Raw genomic sequence first — 23380 nt, forward strand, 5'->3', positions numbered from 1 at the left:
CAGCAGCGCTCCGCCTGCCCAGGAGGGGGAAGGGGCGTCAGAAAGACGGGTCAGCGGGACGCGAGGAGATCCTGCATGGTTGCGATCTCCTCGGTCTGGGTCTGCACGATCGTGTTCGCCATGTCGATGGCGTCCGCGTTCTGGCCCTCGTCGACCTCGGTCTGCGCCATCTCCACGGCGCCCTCGTGGTGCATCATCATCTGCTCGAGGAACAGCGTCTCCGCCTCGGCGCCGGTCGCGCTCTCCAGCGAGGACATGTCCTCGTCGGACATCATCCCGTCCATGCTGTGATCCATGCCCGACATCGAGTCCTCAGCGCCCCACGCGCTGATCCACTCCTCGAGCTGCGCGATCTCCGGACCCTGCGCTTCCTTGATCTGGGTCGCGAGGTCGGTGACGTCGGTGCTGATGCCGTCCTTCGCGAGGATCATGTCGGCCATCTCCACCGCCTGCTCGTGGTGGGGCTTCATCATCTGCGCGAACATCACGTCCTGATCGTTGAAGTCCGCCTCCGCCGCAGCAGTCGAAGACGGCGACGCGGACGCGGACGAGGAGGAGCTGCTGTGGTCCATCCCCTCCATGCCGCCCGTGCCGGAGCTGTCCGAGCAGGCGGCCAGAGTAATTGCGGTCGCCAGAGCGAGAGTCGAGGCGAGAAGAGTGCGCTTGGTGTTCATGAGTGTCGTATCCGTTCAGTCGGTAGCAGGAATCGCCGGAACCGCGCCCTGCGGGCGGGGTGATGAGGTCGCAGCGGACGCTGCGACGACAGGCGAATCAGGTGCGACTGATCGACAACACCGTCAACGACGGCAGATACACATGGAACTTCGCGCGCGGAACGAGCAGCAGAAGACGCGGACCCGCGTCGAGCACGCGCGCGAACAGCGCCGGCACCCGGGCCAGGAGGATCAGGGACGCGAGGAAGAAGACGATGACGCACGTCGCCGCCATCAGAGCGCACCCCATCGCGCAACTGTCATCACACGGCACCATCGGCACGACCGCGCCCTGATCGGCGCCAGCCACGAGAGCCATCCCGCCTGTCGACGCAGCTACCGGGTCGGCGTGAGCATCGGTCTGCGCATGCGTGTGTCCTGCGGACACAGACGCGTCGGAATGGCTGCCCATCATCGAGTGCATCGCGAACACGCCCAGCAGCAGAGCCGCCAACGTCAGCACCACGACCACCGCGCGCATCAGCGGCGCGGACAGCTTAGAAACGACGCTGTCGCTCATGATCCACACCTCCGACACTGCTCGTCACTCGTCCGAGGGCATCAGAAGGGACGCCCATGCATACCCCCCTAGAGTATGCAGAAAGCAGCCGGAGCGGCTGAAAACCCCCTCCGTACCCGTCCGCCCCGCGCAGCAGCGGACGAGCTGCACCAGCACCCGGGGGATGAGGACACCGTGACCGAGCAGACGAGCGAGCAGACCGACATCACCGGCGCCCACGGCTACATCTCCGACAAGGACCAGTACCTCCGCCGCCTTCGCCGCATCGAGGGGCAGGCTCGCGGCCTGCAGAACATGGTTGAAGACGAGCAGTACTGCATCAAGATCCTCACCCAGATCTCCGCGATGACCAGCGCCCTCGAGTCCGTCGCGCTCGGTCTCCTGAACGACCACCTGAACCACTGCGTCCTCGAGGCCGCCGCAGCCGGCGGCGACGAAGCGAAGATCAAGCTGCAAGAAGCCTCCGACGCCATCGCGCGGCTCGTCCGCTCCTGACGTTCAAGTGCGCAACCCGCCCTGAATGACGCCGGCGGTCCTCGACGCAGCGGGATACCGGCGCCCTGGCTAAGCGTTCCCGCTTGTCCTTCGACGGCTTCACGGCAGTTCGATCCGCTGCGATCCGTGGGATGAGGCGAACGAACACGACCGCAGTAGCGCCGCAGCCTGGCGCAGGCGTGCCGAGGTGAGCGATGACATCGGCTATCGGGGCAGCAGTTCGGTTCGTAGGGTCGGACTTATGGAACCGTCTCGACAGCTACCCGCCATCGGCGCCCCGGCCTCCCGCGCGCTCGAGGAAGCGGGCGTGCACGATGCGGACGACCTGCGGCGGGTGGGCCTGGACCACCTCGCGACCCTCCATGGGGTAGGACCTAAGGCTCTCCGACTTCTCCAGCAGACCCTCGACGCCGACGCGCGCAAGCGGTGACAGCCGATCGATCGGGTGCTCTCCATGCACCCCGAGCATGTGTGTTCCTGCGACATGCTCGCGCCTTTGAGCTGTCCGGAGCGGCCCGTCCGGGCTGTTCTGCCGCCAGTGGTGGCGGGGGTCGCTGACATGATGACGGGGTGCTGATCGCGTACCTGGACGAGTCCTACACACAGGACTTCTACTTCATCGGCGCTGCCGTGACGACACAGGAGAAGTGGGAGCAGCTCGAGCACGGCTACGCCGCTCTCCGGGAGCAGATCGCCGCGGATCACGGGGTGCCGGCGGATGTCGAGTTTCACGGGCACGAGCTGATGGGCGGCGCCGGCGAGTGGGCTCCTCTGCGCGGGAAGCATCGTGAGGCGGCGGGCATCTACGCGGCCGCGCTGCGCATCGCGCAGGAGGCAGAAGTCCGCTACCTGTTCCGGGGCGTGGACGTGAAGCGCCTGAACGCCCGGTACCGGTACCCGGAGCAGCCGCACAAGATCGTGCTGCAGCACCTGCTCGAGCGGGTGAACGAGTACCGCCGTGACGTCTTCTCCTTCGATACCGAGGAGGTGATCGTCGTCGCCGACGAGATCGCGACGCAGGAGGAGCACCGGCGGCAGTTCGAGAGCTACCGGTCACTGGGCACGCCGGGCTACCTGACGAGCCGCCTTAACCTGATTTCCTCCCCGATCCAGTTCGCGTCCTCGAGGAACGCCGCCGGGGTGCAGGCGGCCGACCTCGCGATCTACCTGCACCGGCGTCGGCAGACGGTGACGGAGACGCACCCGAAGTCCGCGGCGACGATGACGCGCCTGGGCGCTCTGATCGACGCGTCGACGTCGCACGACCGGATCTGGACGCCTTAAAAACGAAGACCCCGCTAGGCGGGGTCTTCGGCTGGCAACGTTCCGGGAACCGGCCCGTTGTGACGATCACGATACACGCGGATCCTGGACGAGTCACGGCGTCACGGGCGCCGCCGCTCGATGAGGATCGTGTCGCGCCAGCGGCCAGCCTCCGGCCCGTACGTCATCTGCGCGATGCGCTCCCGGATGCCCACACGCCGGAATCCAGCGCGGTCGTGGAGGGCGAGACTGGCGGTGTTCTCGGGGAAGATGCTCGACTGGATCGTCCACAGGTCCGCGTCGTCCGCCGCGGCGATGAGCGCGGCCAGCAGCCTCGATCCGACGCCGCGGCCACGTGCAGCGGCGGCGATGTAGACGGAGTGCTCGACCACGCCCCGGTAGACGGGGCGGGCCGAGACCTTCGACAACGCGGCCCAGCCGAGGATCTGTTCTCCGTCGACGGCGACCAGGCGCCCGACGTCGAGCTTCCCCGCGTCGAACGCCTCCCGCGTGGGCGGTTCGGCCTCGAAGGTGGCGTGCCCGGTCGCGATCCCCTCGCGGTAGATCGTCTCGACCGCCGCCCAGTCTCCGGGGGTCATCGGCCGGATCGCGGTCATGAGCAGCAGCTCCCTCCGGCGGATCCGATGTCGGTGGAGCAGACGCCGGTTTCGGGGAGCACGAGCTGGACGCGCCGGGCGGCGGCGTGATCGCCGGCGAGTTCGTCCGCGATGGAGCGGACCTGCTCGTAGCCGGTGGCGAGCAGGAAGGTCGGCGCACGGCCGTACGACTTCATCCCGGCGATGAAGAAGTTCGGCTCGGGGTGGGCGAGTTCCGCGACGCCGTGGGGGTCGACGGTGCCGCAGGAGTGCAGGTTCGGGTCGATGAGCGAGGCGAGGGCGCGGGGTGCTTCCACGATCTCGTCCAGGGAGACGCGGATCTCGCGCAGCATGTCGAGGTCGGGCCGGAACCCGGTGGCCTGCACCACGACATCGACTTCCACGCTCTCGCGCTCCTTCCGGCGGCGCCCCATCACCGTGACGCCGCCGGAGGGGGTCTTCTCGAGGCGGTCGATTTCGAAGCGGTCCAGGAGGGTGATCGCGCCGTCGCGGACGAGCTGGTGGACGGTGCCGCCGAGCTTGCCGCGCTCCTCGAGCTCGTCGTCGCCGGAGCCGAAGACGCGCACCGGGCTCGTGCCGCGGATCGCCCACGTGATCCTCGTCTCCGGTTCCTCGCGGGCGAGTCGAGCGAGCTTGATCAGGGTGTTCGCGGCGGAGTGGCCGGCGCCGACGACGAGGACGCTTTTCCCGGCGAACCGGGCACGGTCCGCACCGAGCACGTCCGGCAGTGCGTGGCTGAGGTGCTCCGCGACATCAAGGACACCGATTGGGTCAAGGCCCGCGGAGGCGAGCGCGTTGGGCGTGGAGTAGGTGCCGGAGGTGTCGATGACCGCGCGCGCGGTGACGTCGACGGCGCCCTCCGGAGTGTCCAGGCGCAGCAGGAACGGGGTCGCAGCGCGGCCGGTGGAGCGGGTGCGATCCATGCCCTCACGAGAGACGGCGGTGACACGGGAGCGGTAGCGGATGACCGGGGCGAGCTCCGGGGTCGCGGCGAGAGGAGCGAGGTAGTCGCGGACGAACTCGTGCCCGGTGGGCAGCTTCTTCGCTGCGGGGGCCTCCCAGCCGGCGGCGTCGAGCAGGCGCCCGGCGGCCGCGTCGACCAGGAACTCCCACGGGGAGAACAAGCGAGTGTGACCCCACTGCTGCACAGCGGCACCTGCGCTCTCACCCGCCTCGTAGACGATGACGTCGAGGCCGCGCTCGAGCAGCTGCGCGGCGGCGGCGAGACCCACGGGGCCGGCGCCGATGACGGCGACGGGCAGGCCGGTGAGGCGGCGCTCGTCGGTGCGGGGCGGGACGGTCAGCAGCAGGGTCATCAGGTGCACTCCTCAACATCGACGGTCATCGATGGATCGAGTCTGCCCCGGCATATCGATGGCTGTCAATGTGTGGGAGGGTGGAGGCATGGCGACGACCGAGCTGACTCTCACCGCGGCGGCGGCCGCGTGCTGCGCGCCGCTCGCGCGCGAGCCGCTGAGCGCCGAGGGCGCGGAGCTGCTGGCGCGAGCGTTGAAGGCGATGGCGGATCCGGCGAGGCTCCGCCTGGTGTCGATCGTGGCGTCGAGCAGCTCGGGCGAGGTGTGCGTGTGCGACTTCACGGAGCCGGTCGGGCTGAGTCAGCCGACCGTGTCGCACCACTTGAAGATCCTCGTGGACGCCGGGATCCTGGCCCGCGAGAAGCGCGGCACGTGGGCGTACTTCTCCCTCGTCCCCGGCGCGCTCGACTCCCTCGCCGGGATGCTCACCCGCGTCTGATCAGGCGGCCGTGACCCTCGCCGCGAGAGCGTCGACGCGCGCGGCGAGCTCGTCGTAGGCCGCATCGAACGCGGCATCCGTGCCGGCAGGTACCGGGTCGGGGATCGACCAGTGCAGCGCGTCCGAGCCGAGTTCCTCGTGCGCGGCGTCGCAGACGGTGATCACGAGGTCTGTGTCGGCGGCGACGTCCGCGAGCTGCTGCGGGGCTCCTTCGGGTAGCGGGAGGCCGTGGCGTTCGGCGGTCGCAATCGCTCCGGCGGCCACCGCGGCGGCCGGGTGGGTGCCGGCGGAGGCGACGGGGATGGGGCTGCGCTGCGCCCAGAGCTGCGCGGCGAGCTTGGAGCGGGCGGAGTTCGCGGTGCACACGAACAGCACTCGCCGCGCTGCGGCGGTGGTCGAGGGCCCGAGCTGGTCGAACGCCCCGGGGATCAGATGGACGTAGCTGCGGCGCCGGTCCGCCTCCGAGCGGCGACGGAGGATCATGCCTTCGCGCTCGAGGACGGCGAGGTGGTGCGCGACGAGGTTCGAGGGCATCCCAAGACGGTCCTGCAGCTCCCGCGGCGCGAGGTCTCCGAGGGTGAGCAGGTCGGTGATCCGCAGGCGCGCGGGGTCGCTGAGGGCGGCGTGCCGGGCGGCGCGCGCTTCGAGTTCGGTTCGCTCGGTGTTCATTGACTCAATCTTGACTGAGTGATCGTGAGCGGTCAAGATGGCCGACGACATGGACACCACTTCCCCTCCTCCGCTCGCTCGTCGGGCCGTGGCCGAGTTCCTCGGCACCGGTCTGCTCGTGGCGATCGTCGTCGGCTCCGGCATCGCCGCTCAGACGCTCTCCCCGGACGACGTCGGTCTGCAACTGCTGGAGAACTCCCTCGCGACCGCGCTGGGGCTGGCGGTGCTGATCCTCACTCTCGGCCCGGTGTCGGGGGCGCACTTCAATCCGCTCGTCTCCGCCGTGGACGCGGTCCTCGGTCGTCGCGACCGCACCGGCCTGCTGGGGCGGGAGCTGGCGGTGTTCGTGGGCGCGCAGCTGCTCGGAGGCATCGGCGGCGCGGTCCTCGCGAATGCGATGTTCGAAATCCCGTCCTCGATCGCGACGACGGAGCGGGTCACTGCCGGGCACCTGCTCGGGGAGGTCGTCGCCACCGCGGGCCTGGTCCTCGTGATCCTCTCCCTCGCCCGTACGCACCGAGGCCCGCTCGCGGCGGCCGCGGTCGGCGCGTACATCGGTGCCGCGTACTGGTTCACGTCCTCGACCTCGTTCGCGAATCCCGCCGTGACTCTCGGCCGCGTCGTCACCGACACCTTCGCCGGCATCGCCCCCACCTCCGTCCTGCCGTTCGTCGCTGCGCAGCTCGTCGGCGCCGCGATCGGCGTCGGAATCGCCGTGTTCCTCTTCCCGGGCGCCGCCCGGGCCGCCGGGGACCTTGTGGTCCCGGCCGCCTCGACCTCTTCACACGTCTGATTCGAAAGGCCCATCTGATGCATCTCGTCGCTATCGGCGGCAGCGACGCGGGGATCTCCGCCGCGCTGCGCGCCCGCGAGCTCGACCCGTCCGTCGACGTGACCGTCGTCGTCGCCGACTCGTACCCGAACTTCTCCATCTGCGGGATCCCGTACTACTTCTCCCGCGAGGTGCAGCCATGGCAGTCGCTTGCGCACCGCAGCCACGCCGATCTCGAAGCCACCGGCATGACCCTGCGCCTGGACACCTTCGCGACGGACATCGACGTCGCCGGGCAGCAGCTCACCGTCCGCACCCCCGACTGCTCGCTCGACCGGATCGGGTACGACGAGCTGATCGTCGGCACCGGCGCCCTCGCCTCCTCCGCCGGCATCGCGGGAGTGGACGCACTGGGGCCGGAGGACGGAGTGCACGTGCTGCACTCGATGGGCGACACCTTCGCGCTCGAGCGGTTCCTCGACAGTCGAGACCCGCAGACCGCGATCATCGTCGGCGCCGGCTACGTCGGCCTCGAGATGGCCGAAGCCCTCACCGTCCGCGGCCTCCGAGTCACCCAGCTCCAGCGCGGCCCGGAAGTGCTCTCCACCCTCGACCCCGAACTCGGCGCCCTCGTCCACACCGAACTGACCGAGCGCGGCGTCGAGGTTCTCACCCGCACCACCGTCGCCTCGATCGAGAAGACCGCCACCGGCCTCGCCGTGCACGCCGACCACGACGGCACACCTCTCACCCGCACCGCTGACGTCGTCCTCCTCGTCGTCGGCGTGAAGCCGAACACCGACCTGCTCGCCCGCGCCGGAGCGTCTCTCGGCGCCGGCCGCGCGGTCGTCGTCGACGAGGCGATGCGCACGGGCCTGCCGCACGTGTTCGCGGCAGGCGACGGAGTGACCACGCACCACCGTCTGCTCGGCAGCACCTACCTGCCGCTGGGCACCACGGCCCACAAGCAGGGACGGGTGGCCGGCGAGAACGCTCTCGGCGGCGATGCCCGGTTCGCCGGCTCGGTCGGCACGCAGGTCGTGAAGGTCTTCGACCTCGTCGCCTCCCGCACCGGCCTTCGCGAGCACGAGGCCCTCGCCGCGGGCTTCGCGCCGGCGACGACGAGCGCGGTCGCGGACGACCACAAGCGCTACTACCCGGGCGCGCAGCCCATCACGATCCGCATCACCGGCGACACCCGCGACGGACGTCTGCTCGGCGCGCAGCTCGTCGGACGCCTCGGCACCGAGACCGCCAAGCGCGTCGACACGTACGCGACCGCCCTGTTCGCCGGGCTCACCGTCGAGCAGGTCTCCGACCTCGACCTCTCCTACACACCCCCGCTCGGCTCCCCCTGGGACGCCGTGCAGATCGCCACCCAGACCTGGACCCGCACCACCACCGGAAGCAGCATCCCCGCATGACCGAGAAGCCCACCGTCCTCTTCCTCTGCCAGCACAACGCCGGCCGCTCCCAACTCGGCGCAGGCCTGCTCGAAGTCCTCGCCGGCGACCGCTACACCGCCACCTCCGCCGGTCTCTCCCCCGCCGAGACGGTGAACCCCGCGATCGCTGCGACCGTCGCCGAGCTCGGCCTCGACATCAGGAACCACATCCCCCGCGCCGTCACCGTCGAGGACCTCGAGAACGCGGACATCGTCATCACCATGAAGCCCGGCCTCACCCTCCCCGCAACGCCGACCGGCCGATTCCTGGAGTGGAAGTTCCCCGACCCGACCGACTGGAGCACCGAGAACGTCCGCCCCCTCCGCGAGGCCGTCGCCGCCCGGATCCAGACCGAACTCCTCACCTAGACGCGTCAGGCGGCCGCAAGGGCGATGGTGGGTCTGCTCCTCGATGGCGACTCTGGACCGTGCTGCAGAAGCGGGGTGACGGGATCGTTCGGCCGGGGCGGGGTGGGGTTGAAGGTCGTCTGGTCACGGAAGATCGCCCAGATGACGTTCATACGGCGCCGGGCGAGAGCGATCAGAGCCTGCTTGTGCGACTTCCCCTCCTGGCGTTTCCGATCGTAGAACGAGCGCGAGACCGGGCAGTTCCTCGACGCGATGAACGCCGCCTGGAAGCAGGCGTTCAACAGCCGCCGGTCATAGCGACGTGGCCGGTGATGGTTGCCGGAGATCTTCCCGGAGTCCCGCGGCACGGGAGCGAGACCCGCGAAGCTGGCCAACCGGTCGGGCGTCTCGAACGCGGCGAGGTCAGTACCGGTCGCGGCAAGGAAATCCGCGGCGAGCCTGCGCCCGAACCCAGGAATCGACACCAGAAGATCCGCGGATCTGCTGTCCTGCAAAGCGGCTTCGATCTCCCCGTCGAGCTCGGCGACCTCGTCGCGGATGCGGAGGAGATCACGCGCGGACCGGCTCACCAGCCGAGCCGCTGCCCCCTCCCCCACGACGACCGATGTCTGCTCGCGCGCGGCTTCCACCGCCGTCTTCGCGACCGCCGCGGATTTCCAGCAGCCCTGTCCCTTCAACCACGCCGCCAGCCGGCTCTCCCCCATGCGCCGGATCGCACCGGGGGTCGCGTACCGGGTGAGCAGCACCAGAGGTCCCCTGGTCGTCGCGTAGTTGAATGCCCCCTCGAGCGACGGAAAGTAGTGGACCAGGATGGCGCGCAGGCGATTCACGGCGCGGGTGCGATCGTGCACCAGGTCTTCTCGTCGCGCCGAGAGCAGGCGCAGTTCCGCCGTGACCTCGTCGGCCTGGCGCATCAGCGTCACGTCTCGCCGGGTCCGCGCTTGGTCGGCGATGATGACCGCGTCCTTCGCGTCTGTTTTGGCTTCGCCGCGGTAGGCGCCCGAGGCGTGATGCACGACGCGGCCTGAGATGTAGAACAGCGGCTGCGCATGCGAGTGCAGGAGCGTCTGCAGCAGCCCTGTCCCGCCGTGGTTGAGGTCCGTTGCCCAGGCGACGTCGGTGCCGCCTGGCAGGGAGGCGACGTCTCCCATCAGGGTCAGGATCGCCGTTTCTCGGTTCTTGAACCGTTGGGAGAGCAGCTTGGTTCCGTTGGCGTCGATGACGACGCAGTGGTGTTCGGTCTTGCCGGCGTCGATACCGGCCCAGAGTTGGGGCACGCAGGGTCCTTCCGTTGAGGGTGCGGTGCGCCGTGAACGACCTTGCCGGCATGTCCTTACGGGGCGATCTGGTCGCGTTTCTCAATGAGCGGTCCTGCCGTTGCGGGGTCCCGGGCGGCTAATCACGGCGTGCCATCAGTCGGCTGAAGGCGGTCAGCCATACCCGGGACCCCTGGCGCGTTCCGGAGCCTACAACTGCCCCGGATCCACGGAAATAACGGTAAGGAAGGCGGTTTTCCGCCTTTGCAGCCGGAGGGCGCAGTGCAACCCGGAGGGCGGCGGGTGGAGAAAGTTTCGGCGCGATGTGAGGGAGCGCAGCGACCGCGTGCCCGAAGTCTCGGAGGAGCCGGTGGCGCAGCCACTTGCGCGGAGCCCGGAGGTGGCTACGAGGGAGCGAAGCGGACGAGCCGCCGAAGGCTTCACGGCAAAGAACCGTGAGCCCATCGGGCGAACCTCAGCGGTCGGCACCGCCGACCGGACCTCTTGGGCGGCGCTCCGTCGCCGCTGCGCGAGCACAGCTCGCGCTCCGGAACGGGACACCTGGGGAGTGTGAGGGGATCGCCCCTCACGGGCCGGCCCGAAGGCCGGCCCTCCCCCGGCTCAGGTCGCCACTGTCTCCGTGCTGGCTGCGACGTCGGCGGCGGCGCAGTGTCCCTGCACGTCGGCGTAGGCGACGGAGTAGGGGCGCGTCCCGGCGTTCCAGTCGAGGGCGACGGTCACGGTCTTGAGGTTCACGCGGGTCACGACGCTCCACCCGAACTTGTGCTTGATCGCGTCGCCCTTGGCGATCGTGTCGCGGCGGTGGATCGTGACTTCCCCCGCGGCGACCTGTTCCTCGCGGACGGCGGTCCAGTAGGTGCGCTGGTCCTCGAGCTGCGCCCGCTCCGTGTTCAGTCGCTCGAGCCGGGCGCCGGTAGCGGGGGGCGTCGTCTCGATGTGGCCGCCGCCGAAGTTGTGCGAGCTGCCTTCGATCTTCCGCGTGTATCCGCGAATGTCGGTGTCGAGCCGGTCGATGCGGCGCGCGACCGCGTGGGGCGCGTAGCGGGCTTCGGTGGTCCCGGCCGCGACGTCGGCGCGGGCGCGGGTAGCCTCGCGGTCGGCCTCGACGCTGCGACCCATCGCGGCGTCGGCCTTGGCAATCGCGTTCCGGTGCCGCGTCTCCGAGTGGTGGCCGATCTTGATCGGCTCCCCGCCCTCGGGCAGGCGGCGGAGGGCGCGGCGGGCGGCGTCGTCGGCGTCGTCTGCCTGCGCCGCCCGCCGGTCCGCTGTGGCGTCGAGCGCGCCGACGCGTGCGGCCTGACGCTCGATCATGACGGCCTCGGCCTCGGCGGTCGGGCGGAACGTGTCTTCGGCGTCGACGGTGACCTCGTGCCCCGCCTCGCGCAGCGCGGCGGCGGTGGGGTTGAGGATCCACCACTTCGGCAGGCGGTCGCGGGACTGCGGGACGTACCACGCGCCGATGGAGCGGCCCCACCGCCAGCCGGACACCTTGAGGATCTCGGCGGTGCCGTCGCCGCGGCTGGTGCCCTCGATGATCGTTCCGGCCTCGGGGGTGTGGGTGATGATGAGCATGCCCTGTCTCCTTCTCGTCTCGGCGGAGGTCAGTCGTTGTCGAGGAAGTCGTCGGGCGTCTCGCTGCGGTCGTGCAGCGCGTACGCGGCTGGGTACAGGTCGAGCGCCCGAGCGACCGTGATCGGCACGACGACGTAGGCGCCGGAGGCCATGTAGCCGATCCGGCCCTCCCCCACGGCGTCCATGGGCTCGAAGTGATGCAGCGTCACCCCGGCGACCGCTCGGCTGCGGGTGACCAGATGCACGGCCGGGGCCTGCTCGGTCACCGGGTCGCGGCCACCGGCGCCGACGATGACCACCTGACGCGCGATCCGGCTGATCCCCTCCGCTCCGGGTCCGTGATACTCGCTCGTGATGACCTCGGCACGGGTGCCGCGCTGCTGACTCATGGTGTGTCTCCCTCTGGCTGATCGTTTTTCTTTGCCTCTCCGGCGGGAAGAACCGTTTGAGTGGAGCCGGCGGAGTGACGCCGATCCCGGGCGATGTGAGGGAGCGCAGCGACCGCGCCCGGGATCGGTGGCACGTAGCAGGTGGAGCGAAATAGGTTGAGACCGCGGAGAGGTGAAGAAAACGCAGGGGAACGGGCCGCGCAGCGGCCTCCCTCCCCCGGCATCGCCGGTGCCGCGTCAAGCGGCCCCGGAACGAATAGAAGGAGATCGCGAGCTGCTGACGGGCGCCGCCGGCAGTGGATCTAGCGGCTTCGGTCGCCGCGGTCCGGCGCCGGCATCGTGGGGAAGCTGCGGGTGACGGTCGCTCGTGCGTGCGCGAGGGCCGTGTGGATCAGGGGTTCTCCGAACGCGGTGCGCGACTTGTCGACGTCGAGCGTGCGCGGCTGTCCTTCGGCGAGGGTGCTGTAGCGGCGGTAGCGGATGACGGTCGGTCCGGTGTCGGCCAGCTGCTCGGCGGCGACCTCGGGTAGGGAACGTCCGCCCGGTCCCGCGTAGACGCCGCGTGCGTACTCGCTGGGCACCCCATCGGCCGCCGAGTTCGTCGGCGCCGTCGAGGGCGCGTTCGTAGGACTGCTGCCAGCGGCCGGCGTTCCGCGACTCCGACAGCTCGAACGGGACTTCCACGTCGATGACCTCGACGCTGTAGCCGACGGATCCGAGTCGTTGCCCCCAGCTCGACGGCCATCGCGGACGAGGAGACGTTCAGCCCGTCCCGCACCGCTTCGTCACGGACGCGAATCGCGAGCTGAGAGGACTCCTCGTGCACGAGGGAGGCCAGCTCGAGCGGCAAGAACCGCTCCCCCGCCGCCTCGGCGGCGCGGACCTCGGGCAGCATGATCGCGCGGTCGTAGCTGCCGTCCTTGATCGCCTCCGTGAGCAGGGCACGCTTGAACTCGTCCGCGTCGACGGTGATCCGAAGTCCGTTACTTACAGACCGACAGACTTCCGGATTTCGGCTTCAGATCCACCAGCAATCTGATCGCTCCTCTCGAGAAGCAGATCGATCGCTACTCGGATAAGAGTGTTCTCTGTGATTCGCTCAGTCCCAGCGGGCCTGGTTCGCGTGAGTCGACGCGCGTGTGCAGTTAGTGCGGTGTACTGATCGTCTCGAACCCGCGCCTCCTTCCTGGCAAAGGATCGGTAGCCAGCTTCCTCCGCCGCATTCTGCAAAGCGGCCGGCGCGGCGTCCTTCACCCGACGAGTCTTGGAAAGCTGAGCGGGCTCCGCCGCCTCTGGTGCCGCCGCCGGCGGGGTGGGTGACGGATTTGCCTGCGGTGGCGTGGACAGCATTGCACTGAGGTCCTGACGGGCCATTAGGAGCTCCTCGGGGTCGAGTGCGCCCAGATGGAGGTGAGCTCCAGGGCGACTGCGTTGTAGTCGTAGATCGCGTTGGCGGTTTGCCTAGTGTCGGGGTACTGCGTCACAACGTCTCCGGTCAGCGGAGAATCGCTGATCGATTTGTACTGCCGTATGTGCTGCTTGAAGCGGGGAAGCTTGAGGCTCATATCCACGAGATTGACCCAGTCTTCGAGGAGGTTCGGTACACGCATGTCCACCTTGCCCAGCAGAACTCGGTACGGAACTCCTCGCGGCTCGATGAGCTTGCTGATCGTGTTGCGCGTCGGATCGACAGCGAGGGCTTCTGGCACCATCGGCACGATCGCAAAGTCGGAGACGTCGAGAACGGCACCGAGAATCGCTGTGTCAGTCAGGTTGCCTGGTGTGTCCACGAAGACCACGTCGTACGGCAGCTCTCGCAGCCGCGTGAGCGTATTGGGGTCGGTGTTCTCCGCAAAATCAAAGGGCAGCCGCTCCCCCGCCCGGGCCGCCCACATGGTGGTCGACTGTTGGGGGTCGACGTCGACCACGAGTACTCGCGCGTTCTTTGCGGCGACGGCCGCAAGGTTCATCAGACTTGTCGTCTTCCCGACCCCGCCCTTCTGATTTGCCAGGGACACGATGCGCATGGATGCTCCAATCACTTCCGTAGTTACAGACTACCAAAGTTCGGCCTCGTGCTGCTGACTTTGGAACTCTGTAACTTACGAACTGCGATCGATCGTCGACCACAGCGACCCAAAGTTGCACCCGGTCACCACCAGAGCCGGGCTGGCACATCGACGGATGCGTAGCGCTTGCGCCCTCCAGCGCTTGAAATCGGCATATCCCACTGAAGCCCGCAGCGCGCCAAAGCTCTCATACTGCCGCGATCAGCAGCACCGGTCGGCCACCTCAACCCACAGATTTACAGAACTACGAAGTCTGTAACTTTGTAGACGAACCTCGTTGACCGTCTTTTACATGGAGATTCCACTGAGAGTCGTACTCACAGGGTTTGTTACTCTGGTTCTTACAGACTACGTAAGTCGGCGGGGTCTTCCACTTACAGAGTCTGTATCCCTGAATCTTCCGAAGTTTGGAACTCACACCTCAAATTGGTCGACGTCAGTGCGCGAACGCGGTCGCCAGTTCGCCCCAGTGGGTTGTGGAGCGTGGAGAGAGTGCGCCGCGTTTCATCGTCCAGACAGGTCCCTTCCGGATCCCGGCGAGTCCGAGGCCGACCGCGGAGCGGCCGTGGCGCTTGGTCACGGCGTCGATGGTGGCGCCGAGGCTCTTGGTGTCGAAGGCGGTGTCGAAGATGTCGAGGAAGGCGTGAGAGTCCTTGGGGGAGAGGTTGGTGAGGATGACGCCGGCTCGGACGTAGCGCGCCCCCTCGCGCAGTCGCGGTCGCAGTGTGCCGATCGCGGCTTTGACGATCGCCACCGGTTCGTCGGTGGGGATGGGGAAGCCGGCGAGGCCGCCGGCGGACTCATAGGGTGCGTCCGCGAAGGGCGAGGTCGACGCGAACACGCTCATCGTCTTGGTGACCGACTCCTGCGCTCGGAGCCGATGCGCGGCGCGCTGCGCATAGACGGAGAGCACCTGCTCCATGTCCGCGATCGTCGTCACCGGAGTGGCGAACGAGCGAGAGAAGATCAGCTGGTCCCGGACAGTGCGCGCGGGCTCGAGGGGGATGCAGTCGATGCCGCGCAGCTCGTAGACGGAGCGCTGCAGGACGACCGAGAACTTCTTCCGGATGAGCGCGGGGTCCGCGTCGCGGAGGTCGCGGATCGTGTGGATGGACAGCTCCGCGAGCCGTTTCCCGGTGCGGCCGGCGACGCCCCACAGCTCGGTGACGTGCTGCGAGGCCATGAGCGCGTCGAGCTGCGCCGATGTGTACCAGTCGGTGTCGCAGACGCCGCCGAGGCGCGGGTGCTTCTTGGCTCCGCCCTTGTTGACGAACTTCGCGAGCGTCTTGCTCGGCCCGAACCCGACGCACACGGGCAGACCAACGTTCTTCGCGACAGCGGCGCGCATCGTGCGCCCGATCTTCGCCCGCTCCGCCACGTCGCCGTCGACGCCGAGGAAGCTCTCATCGATCGAATACACCTCCTGCCAGGCGGAGTAGCGGCCCAACAGCTCCATCACGCGGGCGGAGAGCTCGCCGTACAGCTCGTAGTTGCTCGAACGGGCGATGACCTTCGGGAGGTGCCCTGAACGGATGAGGGGCTCGATCTTGAACCAGGGTGTGCCGTTCGCGATGCCGAGCTGCTTCGCCTCGTCCGATCGAGCAACCACGCAACCGTCGTTGTTCGAGAGGACGACGACGGGCCGGCCGTGCAGCTTCGGGTCGAACAGTCGCTCGCAGGAAACGTAGAAGCTGTTGACGTCGACCAGGCCGATCCGCCGCTCAGAGCGCACGGTGCAGATGGTGGAGACAGACGGTGACGACGCCCCACACCTGGAGGTTGCTCAGCTCCGGGACGAGAATCGGCGGGTACTCGGAGTTCTCGGCACGCAAGATCACGCCGCCAGGGGAGAGCTCGAGGCGCTTGACGGTGAGTTCGCCATCGAGGATCGCGACGACGACGTTGCCGTGCTTCGGGGTGAGAGAACGGTCGACCACGAGCTCGTCACCGTCGCTGATGCCGGCGCCGACCATGCTCTCCCCGGAGACACGGACGATGAAAGTGGACGTCTTGTCGCGGATCAGGTGGTCGTTGAGGTCGAGGGAGCCGTCGAAGTAGTCCTGCGCGGGGGGAGGGGAACCCGGCGGCCACCGCGTCGCCGGCGACGAGGAACGCGACGGTGACCGCATCCTCCGTCGGTGTCGCGATCCGTTCGACGACTGTGACACTCATCCAGCAACCTCCCGATGCGTTCGAACATGTGTTCGATAAAAGTTGAGTGTAGGTCGGAGGGTCCGACAGTGACCTCCGGCGCCGTTGTTCTGCGAACGGTGGGGGAGCGGTCAGGCGAGTCGAGGCGTCGGGCTAAGCGGCGGTCGAAGACCACCAGAGAGACCCGGGGGCGAGCATGCCCGTGCGCCCCCAATAAAGAGCTTCTCGGTGATCTCCACGGCCGGCGGCGTCGCGAGGGTAGAGCGGCCAGACGCGCTCGCCAGCGGTGGGGTCCTCGAACAGCGGCCGGCTAGTGACATAAGGGCGTCGGGGACGTTCCCTCGGCGACGAGGATCGATGGGAGAGCTCGGCTTGCCACCAGGCCCACACCTCGCGCTCGATGCCGTACCGGTATGCGCGGTCCTCGAGCGCGCCGTCGACGCCCAGCGCTCGAGCTGCAGTCGTTCGGAGATCTCGGAGGGCTCGCCTCCACCCATCGGTGTGCTTGACGATCAGCCTGTGGGCTCGCAAACGAGAGAGGTTCGTGGCTGCCGCTCGAGTCGTCACTCCGAGAAGACGCGCAGTCGTCTCAACCGAGGCCGAGGCTTCGCGACGCAGCAGCGCGTAGATCTTCCCGGCGAGATGCCCCAGGCCCGCGCGGGTGAAGAGGTCGTGGCGGGCGTCGGTGAGCTCGTGCTCAATCAGCTCAAGGAAGACCGCTCGTTCGCTAAAGAGCTGGCCGGGGGGGCGGGGGTTATTAGGTGGCTGTGTCCGGAGTGTTCCTGAGCCTGTGGAAAATGCCCCGGTTAGGCGCCATTCGCTCGCGTTGCTGCCGTCGGCGCGGGCGATGAGCTGCACGTACCCGTCCGCCTGCAGTGCCCGGAGGGCGGCTGCAGCGGTGGTGCGGCCCAGGCCTGAGAGGAGGGCAAGATCTCGGACTGAGGCCGCGACGGTGCGCTTGCCGGTGTGCAGGCTGAGGTAGGCGAGGGCTGTGAGGATCGTCCGTTCCGAGGTGGCGCGCTCGGTGCGGCCCCACCTGCCTGGATGCACCCGGAACCGCTCGACAAGATCGCTGACGGCAGCCACGATGCCCTCGAGCTCGGTCAGATCCCGCGGCTCCCGCTCGGCCGGCAGGGCCGCGTGCAGGGCGGCGAACTGCAGCGCCTTCTCCCACTGGCGGCTCAGGCGCTCAGCGGCTTCTTCGCGGGAGCGGGGCCGGCGGCCGCCGCGGCCGGTGTTCTTCGTCCGGTAGTGCTCCATGCCCGGCGCCGTGCGGGCGGCGTGCTCGACGTCGGTCAGCGTCCAGCCCGCGTGAGCGGCCGAAAGCAAGCACATGAACGCCGTCCACGAAGGATTCGCCCCGCCACCGACCGTAGCCATGTGTGCAGCACCTGCAGCGCTCAGCCCGCGGTGGGTGCGGTGAGCGACGTCGCGGACACCGGTGGCGGGGGAGAGCTGCGGGAACCGCTGGGGCCGCGTCAGCTCGAGCGCCGTCGTGACCTCGCGCAGCTGCACGTCGGTGACGGTCGAGGTCAGAAGGTCCTCGGCGTCGCCGCGGAGCACGGTCGATGCGCTGCCGTCGCGGTGCGGGGACAGAGGAGGGCGCGCGGCGCCGGTGGCCGGGTTGTGGAGCATCCCGTGATCCAGAGTGCGGAAGTTTGCTCGAGCAGCGATCGCCAGCGCCCGCACGTCCTCGGCCGAGACCCCGCTGTGCACGGCCACCCACACATGCCGGCCACCCGTCCCGGAGGACTGACAGACCACGTGAGCGACCTGGTGCGCCTCCAGCACCGCGGAGAGCGCGTCGCAGTCGTCCACAGCCTGCTCCATCAGGTCGGGGAGGATCGCTCCACGAGAGTCCTTGCCGTCGAAGTCGAAGCACAACAGCCGGAACACACCCGACTCGTCCGCAAGATACACCGCCCACGGCGTCGACGGAGCCACCGGCGAAACCCGGAACGCGGCCGGATACGCGTTCTCGTCCAGACGCCCATAGGCATCCGCGCGCATCGTGCGGACCGTGCTGCGCGGGGTCAGACGGCGGGACAACGCCCACGCATCACTGGCCGTCGCCGACGGCATACCGGAGCGGCGCGCCAGAAGATCCGTCCTTGAATCTTCCAGCCCGTCATGTATTCTTTCGGGCATAGAGAAGCCTCCCGCGAGGGCTGGTGACTTGATTAGCTCGGAACCCGTGGTTTGGTCGCCGGTTGGGTTCTGAGCTACGAAACTTTGTGAGGCCCGCTTCGGCGGGCCTCCTTCGTTTAAGCGGCTGTCGTGCGCGCCTCCTGAGGAATGGGAAGTTCATTTGCACGATCACGGCTGGGTCGCGGCGCGTACTCGGGCATGCCGAGCGCCTCGGCCGCGAGAGCTGTGACGTACTCGCCGTAGCTCAGCCCGATGGCTTCCGCGTTGGCCTTGATGACCTCCGCGAGGGGAAGGGCAGGCTTCGCCATGATGGATACTCGCTGTCCTTTGCTTGGTCTGCCCATGGGGACGATCATGGGCGCGTTTCCGTTAACAGAAACGTAAGTGCCGCGGTGTGTCGCCTCATTGGCGCCGATCACGCGCACCGAACGCCAGTCACCGCTCCTGACGCCCTAGCCGCATGGCGAAGCTCCGACCGCCGCGAGGTACTCATTGGCGAGCTGGCGGGCCCGGAGAAGATCGACTTGGTCGCCCATCACCAAGCCGACGTTTCGGAGCTGTTCGATGTGCGGACCCAATGCCCGCGGTCCAGCGGCCAGGGCGGTGGTGGCGCGAGCGAGTATCGCGATCGCTTCGAACGTGGCTTCGTCTGAGGCCTGTGCGGTGTGTTGCGCCTGTGGGCGCGACTGAGGGAGAGATCTGACCTGGCCAACCAATGTGTGCTCCTTGACGTTGCTGTATGAGCACCGCGTGCAGAGGCCAGGGTTCCCCGACACGAGGTTTGCTCATGTTAGCTCCGACGATGTAGAGCACCGCAACGGCGCGTCATCGTTCCTGCGTGCCTACTGGCCCTCCGCCTCTGGTCCCGTGGGCCGCAGGTTCATGTCGAGGTAGGCCAACCACTCGTTCGTCATGTCGACGACGGCCGCCCGGTTGACGGTGTAGCGCGGGGTGCGCCCGCGGCGCTGCCCGCGCGGCAGGTCGAGCTCGATGACGCCGGCCTCCTCGAGGGAGCGGAGGTGGCGAGCGAGGGTGTTCACGTTCATCTCGGGGAGCGCGTTCTGGATGAGCCCGAAGTACGCGCCCGGGTTCGCCGAGAGGAACTTCAGGATCTGACTCTTGGCGGGATTGCCGATGATCTCCACGGCGAACTCAACTCTCTCTGAACGAGCAGGGTCGGGCGGCGTGTAGTGATTCGGCATTTTGCCATTCTGGCGCACCGACTCCGCCCGAGAGCGGTGCTGAATCTGCACCCTGCGATGCCACCGGCGCCGACCCCTCCGGCCGCCCGATCACTTGCGTCCGGCCGAACCCGCCGGATAAAGCGTCAGGGGGCTCCCTAGACGTACTGAAATGATAGTTTGCTTTCGGTTCGCGGGTGGTTATCACCGTGAAATGGTGCGCCTTGTGCGCGGTGGGGGAGTCCTTCCCCTCGTAGAGAGAGAAGAAGACATGAATCGAGCAAGTGGAGCTTCTGCGCCGCCTCGACAGCGCAGCAGCAGTACGGGGCGGCGCGTGCTTTCGGCGACGACGGCTGGCTGCGTCCTCGCGGGCGGTCTGCTGCTGGGCGGTGTGGTGCCGTCCGCGTTGGCTGCGGACGCGAACGCGTCGATCCCGAACACGCTGTTGCAGGGCGGTTGGGTGAACGAGCAGACCACGACGGTTTCGGCGTGGGTGAAGGCGGGGGAGCGGTTCACCGTGAACTTGCACCCGCTGAAGGCGGGCTCGGGCGATGCGGAGGGTGAGTCCGCCGGCGGCTCGGCCGTGGTCAAGGACCCGACGGGGAAGGTCCTCGCGTCGAAGACGTACTCGCCTGGCGCGGGGCCGGATCAGGTCGTCAGCGGCGACTACGTCGCCCCGGCCGACGGGATCTACACGGTCGCGGTGTCGGACATCGCGGACGGGAAGATGGTCAACCTCGTCTGGGACATCGGCGTGAAGAGCACGTCGGGCGAGGCGATCGCCGGCCGTGTCTGGTCGACGTCGTGGGGCCTGCAGTCCGGCGCCAAGACCTCGTTCGCGACGAACAGCGAGCGCGCGTCGACGTTCACGCTGCACGCGATCACCGAGACCGGCGCCCGCTACGACATGACGTTGCGGGACTACGACGGCATCGGCTCCACGGTGCAGGCCAACAACAAGGGCAACGTGAAGATCGGGTCCTCGGACCCGTCGTACCTCTCCGTCCCGATGCAGCGCTCCGCGGAAGCGGACGGGATCGGGGCTGACTACTTCCAGTCCTCGAACCGCGAGAAGGTCGAGGGGCTGCAGACGTACAAGCTGTTCCTGGACCCGCCGGCCGCGGATCTGCCCGAGTCGATCGCTCCGAAGTACTCGGCGCCGACGATCAGCGACCTCGCGTTCAAGCGGTCGGGCACTGGTTCCAACGCCGGCACCCTGACGGGCGTGCTGGGCACTCAGCCCGGAACGGTGAAGGTCACGATCGACGCCGACGGTGACGGCTCGTACGACGGCGAGAAGGATGTCTCGCTGACCACGATCGTCGCCAAGCCAGGCGGGTTCTCCGTCGCGTGGGACGGGAAGGACGCTGCCGGCGACACCGTCGACATCACCGACCCGGCGGTCACGTTCCGCGCGACGCTGAACCGCACGAACGAGTTCCACTTCACCCGCGTGGACACGGAGGCCTCCCGCGGCGGTATCGAGATCCGCCGCCTGAGTGCGGGGGACACCGACGCGTCCACGGTCTACTGGGACGACTCGCTCCTGGTGCCGGGCAACGCGGTCCGCGAGTCGACGACTCCGCTGACCAGTAACGGCAAGAACGGTGTCGACTCGACCGGTGGCGTGCACGGCTGGGACGGGGAGACGGAGACCCGGAACCCCAACACGGGCCTCTCGGGCTCCTACGGCGACTACCGGTCCATCGACGACTACACCTTCGGCACCGACGGCGCCGAGGCGACCGCGCCGCTGGCCGCGCTCGAGCCGCACGTGACGCTGACGAAGACCTCCACGGTCCCGTCGGATCAGAAGCTCGTCCCCGGCCAGACGGTCCCGTACACGCTGACGCTCACCTCCGACGGCTCGGGGGACTGGGCCGGCGGCACCGTGACCGACTTCCTCGACGACGGAGTCCTCGACGACGCCACCCTCGACACCGCCTCTATCAAGGCGTCCTCGGGCACGGCGGACATCGAGGAGAGCACCGGGCGGATCATCTGGACGGCCGGCACCATCCCCGCCGGTCAGACGGCCACTCTCGAGTTCACCGTCACGCTCAACGACGCGGCCGGGATCTCGGAGGACCGCGAGCTCGTGAACACCGCCTGCCTCGCCGCGCCCGGTGAAGCGGCGGCCCTGCAGCGCTCCGTCGCCGCGGCGAGCACCGCGAGCAACGAGTGCGCGACCGTTCCTCACACCATCGGCGAGGGCAAGCTCTGGATCAAGAAGTCCACCGAGCAGGCCCAGGTCGAGAACGGCGGTACCGGCGAATTCCAGATCCTCGTCGGCAACTCCGGCGACCTCGACGCCACCGACGTGAGCGTCACCGACGTGCCCTCCCTCGAGCACTTCACCAACGCGACGATCACCCTCCCCGACGGCACCACCCAGCCCGCCGACACACCCGTCACCGGGCTGGACATCCCCGCGGGCGGACAGGTGCTCCTGACCGTCTCCGGCACCGTTGACAGCGGCTACCAGGCCGTGACGATCCCGAACCGGGCCAAGATCACCGAGCAGCCGCCCGGATTCACCCCGCCCACCGTCGAGAACCCCTGCATCGATGACGCCACGTCCTCCTGCACCGAGCTGACCACCCAGAAGATCCCCGGCCAGCTCGACATCAAGAAGACCGCGCACGAGGAGAGCACCTCCCACGGCAAGGAGGCGGGCTTCGACATCGTCGTCTCCAACACCGGCAAGCGCACCGCGGAGAACTTCACCCTCCGCGACGTCCCGAACCTGGAGCACCTGCGCGACGTGACCATCAGTCGCGACGGCGGCACGAAGAGCGCGTTCGTGGACCACATCGACGGCATCACCCTCAAGGCGGGGGAGTCGACCACGTTATCCGTCGTCGGAACCGTCGCTGACGGCACCGACGCGTGGACCATCGAGAACCGGGCGACTCTCACCAACCTCCCCGGAGGGTTCGAACCGCCGACCGTGCAGAACCCCTGCACCGACGACGCCGCCTACAGCTGCGCCGACGTCACCGTCCCGAAGGTCACCGTCGCCACGCCCCCGAAGCCGGGCGGCTTCCTCGCCTCCACCGGCGCGGACAGCGGCCCCTTCCTCATCGCCGGAAGCAGCCTGCTGCTCCTCGGCCTCGGAGCCGTCACGGTGACCGTCATCCGACGTCGCCGGAACACCGCCACCGAGCAGTAACCACCCGTGTCGTGCGTCCGCCCCACCCCGGGGCGGACGCACGACCACCCTCCGATGCCGAGTGCCCCCGGAGGCCGCTCCTGCACCCAGCCCCCGTGCAGGAGCGGCCCCCCGGCTCCCTCGACACCTCTCTGAGAACAGGAACCCCGTCATGCCCTCTCCTCGCTCGGTCACGAGGCGCCTCGCTCTCGGCGCCGGCCTGACCGCGGTTCTCGCCGGCGCCGGTGTCATCGCGTACCCGTTCCTCTGGCTCGAAGGCGTCCAGAACACCCTCACCGCCGACACCCAGCAGGACGCCGCTGCAGCGCAGCAGTGGGCACCCGCACCGGCCATGCAGATCCAGGTCGCGCCTGCGGAGAACACCGACTTCGCGACCCTGCACGTTCCCCGCTTCGGCGCCGACTACGCCCGCATCATCCGCGAGGGCGTCGACGAGGACACCGTCCTGGACCCCGGCCGCATCGGCCACTACCCCGGAACCGCGATGCCCGGCGGCGTCGGCAACTTCTCCATCGCCGGCCACCGCAACATCTCCGGCGCCCCGCTGCGCGACATCGACCAGCTCGTCCCCGGAGACCCGATCTACGTCCACTCGGACGCCGGCTGGTTCACCTACCGCCACGAGTCCTCCCAGACCCTGCCGCCCACCGCCGTCGACGCGATCGCGCCCGTCCCCTACCAGCCCGGCGAGCAACCCGAGCTGGCGTTCCTCACCCTGCAGTCCTGCACCGGGTGGCGATCCACCGAACGCATCCTCGCGCTCGCCCGCTTCACCGCCTGGTCCGCCGTGGACCCCCGATGACC

Annotated in this window: 21 protein-coding genes and 2 pseudogenes; 8 read left to right on the plus strand and 15 right to left on the minus strand. The window is 68.6% G+C overall.

The window, feature by feature from the left end; genetic code table 11:
- Positions 1–50 precede the first annotated feature (50 nt).
- Both ASF48_RS17515 and ASF48_RS17520 read right to left on the minus strand, forming a co-directional pair.
- Complete coding sequence (locus ASF48_RS17515; protein ID WP_055794475.1) at positions 51–674, minus strand: DUF305 domain-containing protein; 624 nt, start codon at positions 672–674, stop codon at positions 51–53.
- Between the two features lie 97 nt (positions 675–771).
- The gene (locus ASF48_RS17520) at positions 772–1233 is read right to left on the minus strand and encodes a hypothetical protein (RefSeq protein WP_146078443.1); all 462 of its coding nucleotides are present in this window, start codon (positions 1231–1233) and stop codon (positions 772–774) included.
- Positions 1234–1407: 174 nt separating this feature from the next.
- On the opposite strand from ASF48_RS17520, the gene ASF48_RS17525 reads away from it, so the two are divergent.
- Together ASF48_RS17525 and ASF48_RS17535 are read left to right on the plus strand one after the other, a co-directional pair.
- Positions 1408–1728 (plus strand): metal-sensitive transcriptional regulator, encoded by a 321-nt coding sequence (locus tag ASF48_RS17525; RefSeq protein ID WP_055794478.1) that lies wholly within the window; start codon positions 1408–1410, stop codon positions 1726–1728.
- A 570-nt stretch (positions 1729–2298) separates the two neighbouring features.
- Positions 2299–3012, plus strand: coding sequence for a DUF3800 domain-containing protein (locus ASF48_RS17535; RefSeq protein WP_055794482.1), 714 nt, complete (start codon positions 2299–2301; stop codon positions 3010–3012).
- A 101-nt stretch (positions 3013–3113) separates the two neighbouring features.
- Here ASF48_RS17535 and ASF48_RS17540 read toward each other — a convergent pair whose 3' ends face one another.
- Both ASF48_RS17540 and ASF48_RS17545 read right to left on the minus strand, forming a co-directional pair.
- Positions 3114–3608, minus strand: coding sequence for a GNAT family N-acetyltransferase (locus ASF48_RS17540; RefSeq protein ID WP_055794483.1), 495 nt, complete (start codon positions 3606–3608; stop codon positions 3114–3116).
- A complete protein-coding gene (locus ASF48_RS17545) occupies positions 3605–4924 on the minus strand; it encodes an FAD-dependent oxidoreductase (RefSeq protein WP_055794485.1) in 1320 nt (439 codons plus the stop codon). The genes ASF48_RS17540 and ASF48_RS17545 overlap by 4 nt, the downstream gene beginning before the upstream one ends.
- 88 nt (positions 4925–5012) lie before the next feature.
- Between ASF48_RS17545 and ASF48_RS17550 the strand changes: the two genes are divergently transcribed.
- On the plus strand, positions 5013–5363 hold the full coding sequence (locus ASF48_RS17550; RefSeq protein ID WP_055794488.1) for an ArsR/SmtB family transcription factor: 351 nt from the start codon (positions 5013–5015) through the stop codon (positions 5361–5363).
- On the opposite strand, the gene ASF48_RS17555 is transcribed toward ASF48_RS17550, so the two are convergent.
- Positions 5364–6032 carry an arsenate reductase/protein-tyrosine-phosphatase family protein gene (locus ASF48_RS17555; RefSeq protein WP_055794490.1) on the minus strand — a complete coding sequence of 223 codons (669 nt, stop codon included), beginning with the start codon at positions 6030–6032 and terminating at the stop codon, positions 5364–5366.
- Positions 6033–6081: 49 nt separating this feature from the next.
- Between ASF48_RS17555 and ASF48_RS17560 the strand changes: the two genes are divergently transcribed.
- From ASF48_RS17560 to ASF48_RS17570, 3 genes are read left to right on the plus strand one after another with little or no spacing between them, the layout of a single operon-like run.
- A complete protein-coding gene (locus ASF48_RS17560; protein ID WP_082481757.1) occupies positions 6082–6825 on the plus strand; it encodes an aquaporin in 744 nt (247 codons plus the stop codon).
- 17 nt (positions 6826–6842) lie between these two features.
- Positions 6843–8228, plus strand: a complete 1386-nt coding sequence (locus ASF48_RS17565) for an FAD-dependent oxidoreductase (RefSeq protein ID WP_055794493.1) — start codon at positions 6843–6845, stop codon at positions 8226–8228.
- On the plus strand, positions 8225–8617 hold the full coding sequence (locus tag ASF48_RS17570) for an arsenate-mycothiol transferase ArsC (protein ID WP_055794495.1): 393 nt from the start codon (positions 8225–8227) through the stop codon (positions 8615–8617). Before ASF48_RS17565 ends, ASF48_RS17570 begins: the two co-directional genes overlap by 4 nt.
- Positions 8618–8721: 104 nt before the next feature.
- Here the strand turns inward: ASF48_RS17570 and ASF48_RS17575 are convergent.
- The 10 genes and pseudogenes from ASF48_RS17575 to ASF48_RS17620 form a co-directional block, all read right to left on the minus strand.
- Positions 8722–9894: pseudogene (locus ASF48_RS17575) on the minus strand (IS110 family transposase); the annotation flags it as partial.
- A gap of 600 nt (positions 9895–10494) precedes the next feature.
- The gene (locus tag ASF48_RS17580; RefSeq protein WP_055794497.1) at positions 10495–11466 is read right to left on the minus strand and encodes a DUF3560 domain-containing protein; all 972 of its coding nucleotides are present in this window, start codon (positions 11464–11466) and stop codon (positions 10495–10497) included.
- Between the two features lie 29 nt (positions 11467–11495).
- Positions 11496–11855, minus strand: coding sequence for a hypothetical protein (locus ASF48_RS17585; protein WP_055794499.1), 360 nt, complete (start codon positions 11853–11855; stop codon positions 11496–11498).
- 302 nt (positions 11856–12157) lie between these two features.
- Positions 12158–12436: a hypothetical protein gene (locus tag ASF48_RS17590; protein ID WP_055794501.1), complete on the minus strand. Its 279-nt coding sequence runs from the start codon at positions 12434–12436 to the stop codon at positions 12158–12160.
- A gap of 792 nt (positions 12437–13228) precedes the next feature.
- Entirely contained in the window at positions 13229–13882 is a 654-nt protein-coding gene (locus ASF48_RS17595; RefSeq protein WP_055794503.1) for a ParA family protein, read from the minus strand.
- 478 nt (positions 13883–14360) lie between these two features.
- Positions 14361–15656 (minus strand): Y-family DNA polymerase, encoded by a 1296-nt coding sequence (locus ASF48_RS17600; RefSeq protein ID WP_055794505.1) that lies wholly within the window; start codon positions 15654–15656, stop codon positions 14361–14363.
- Positions 15646–16096 (minus strand): annotated as a pseudogene (locus ASF48_RS17605) (LexA family protein). Before ASF48_RS17605 ends, ASF48_RS17600 begins: the two are co-directional and overlap by 11 nt.
- 132 nt (positions 16097–16228) lie before the next feature.
- Positions 16229–18223, minus strand: a complete 1995-nt coding sequence (locus tag ASF48_RS17610; RefSeq protein WP_157603229.1) for a hypothetical protein — start codon at positions 18221–18223, stop codon at positions 16229–16231.
- A gap of 116 nt (positions 18224–18339) precedes the next feature.
- Positions 18340–18531 carry a hypothetical protein gene (locus tag ASF48_RS17615; protein ID WP_055794512.1) on the minus strand — a complete coding sequence of 64 codons (192 nt, stop codon included), beginning with the start codon at positions 18529–18531 and terminating at the stop codon, positions 18340–18342.
- A 534-nt stretch (positions 18532–19065) separates the two neighbouring features.
- Positions 19066–19368, minus strand: a complete 303-nt coding sequence (locus tag ASF48_RS17620; RefSeq protein WP_055794513.1) for a winged helix-turn-helix domain-containing protein — start codon at positions 19366–19368, stop codon at positions 19066–19068.
- 370 nt (positions 19369–19738) lie between these two features.
- Between ASF48_RS17620 and ASF48_RS17625 the strand changes: the two genes are divergently transcribed.
- Together ASF48_RS17625 and ASF48_RS17630 are read left to right on the plus strand one after the other, a co-directional pair.
- Positions 19739–22576 (plus strand): DUF7927 domain-containing protein, encoded by a 2838-nt coding sequence (locus tag ASF48_RS17625; RefSeq protein ID WP_055794514.1) that lies wholly within the window; start codon positions 19739–19741, stop codon positions 22574–22576.
- A gap of 151 nt (positions 22577–22727) precedes the next feature.
- Positions 22728–23378, plus strand: coding sequence for a sortase domain-containing protein (locus ASF48_RS17630; RefSeq protein WP_055794516.1), 651 nt, complete (start codon positions 22728–22730; stop codon positions 23376–23378).
- Positions 23379–23380: the final 2 nt, after the last annotated feature.

The sequence above is a fragment of the Rathayibacter sp. Leaf299 genome (assembly GCF_001423055.1).
GTDB classification, from domain to species: domain Bacteria; phylum Actinomycetota; class Actinomycetes; order Actinomycetales; family Microbacteriaceae; genus Rathayibacter; species Rathayibacter caricis.

Coding starts and splice junctions, on each gene's coding strand:
- ASF48_RS17615 (WP_055794512.1), bottom strand. CDS start 18,531: ATGGCGAAGCCTGCCCTTCCCCTCGCGGAGGTCATCAAGGCCAACGCG.
- ASF48_RS17585 (WP_055794499.1), bottom strand. CDS start 11,855: ATGAGTCAGCAGCGCGGCACCCGTGCCGAGGTCATCACGAGCGAGTAT.
- ASF48_RS17545 (WP_055794485.1), bottom strand. CDS start 4,924: ATGACCCTGCTGCTGACCGTCCCGCCCCGCACCGACGAGCGCCGCCTC.
- ASF48_RS17540 (WP_055794483.1), bottom strand. CDS start 3,608: ATGACCGCGATCCGGCCGATGACCCCCGGAGACTGGGCGGCGGTCGAG.
- ASF48_RS17630 (WP_055794516.1), top strand. CDS start 22,728: ATGCCCTCTCCTCGCTCGGTCACGAGGCGCCTCGCTCTCGGCGCCGGC.
- ASF48_RS17565 (WP_055794493.1), top strand. CDS start 6,843: ATGCATCTCGTCGCTATCGGCGGCAGCGACGCGGGGATCTCCGCCGCG.
- ASF48_RS17515 (WP_055794475.1), bottom strand. CDS start 674: ATGAACACCAAGCGCACTCTTCTCGCCTCGACTCTCGCTCTGGCGACC.
- ASF48_RS17550 (WP_055794488.1), top strand. CDS start 5,013: ATGGCGACGACCGAGCTGACTCTCACCGCGGCGGCGGCCGCGTGCTGC.
- ASF48_RS17560 (WP_082481757.1), top strand. CDS start 6,082: ATGGACACCACTTCCCCTCCTCCGCTCGCTCGTCGGGCCGTGGCCGAG.
- ASF48_RS17520 (WP_146078443.1), bottom strand. CDS start 1,233: ATGAGCGACAGCGTCGTTTCTAAGCTGTCCGCGCCGCTGATGCGCGCG.
- ASF48_RS17610 (WP_157603229.1), bottom strand. CDS start 18,223: ATGCCCGAAAGAATACATGACGGGCTGGAAGATTCAAGGACGGATCTT.
- ASF48_RS17570 (WP_055794495.1), top strand. CDS start 8,225: ATGACCGAGAAGCCCACCGTCCTCTTCCTCTGCCAGCACAACGCCGGC.
- ASF48_RS17595 (WP_055794503.1), bottom strand. CDS start 13,882: ATGCGCATCGTGTCCCTGGCAAATCAGAAGGGCGGGGTCGGGAAGACG.
- ASF48_RS17580 (WP_055794497.1), bottom strand. CDS start 11,466: ATGCTCATCATCACCCACACCCCCGAGGCCGGAACGATCATCGAGGGC.
- ASF48_RS17555 (WP_055794490.1), bottom strand. CDS start 6,032: ATGAACACCGAGCGAACCGAACTCGAAGCGCGCGCCGCCCGGCACGCC.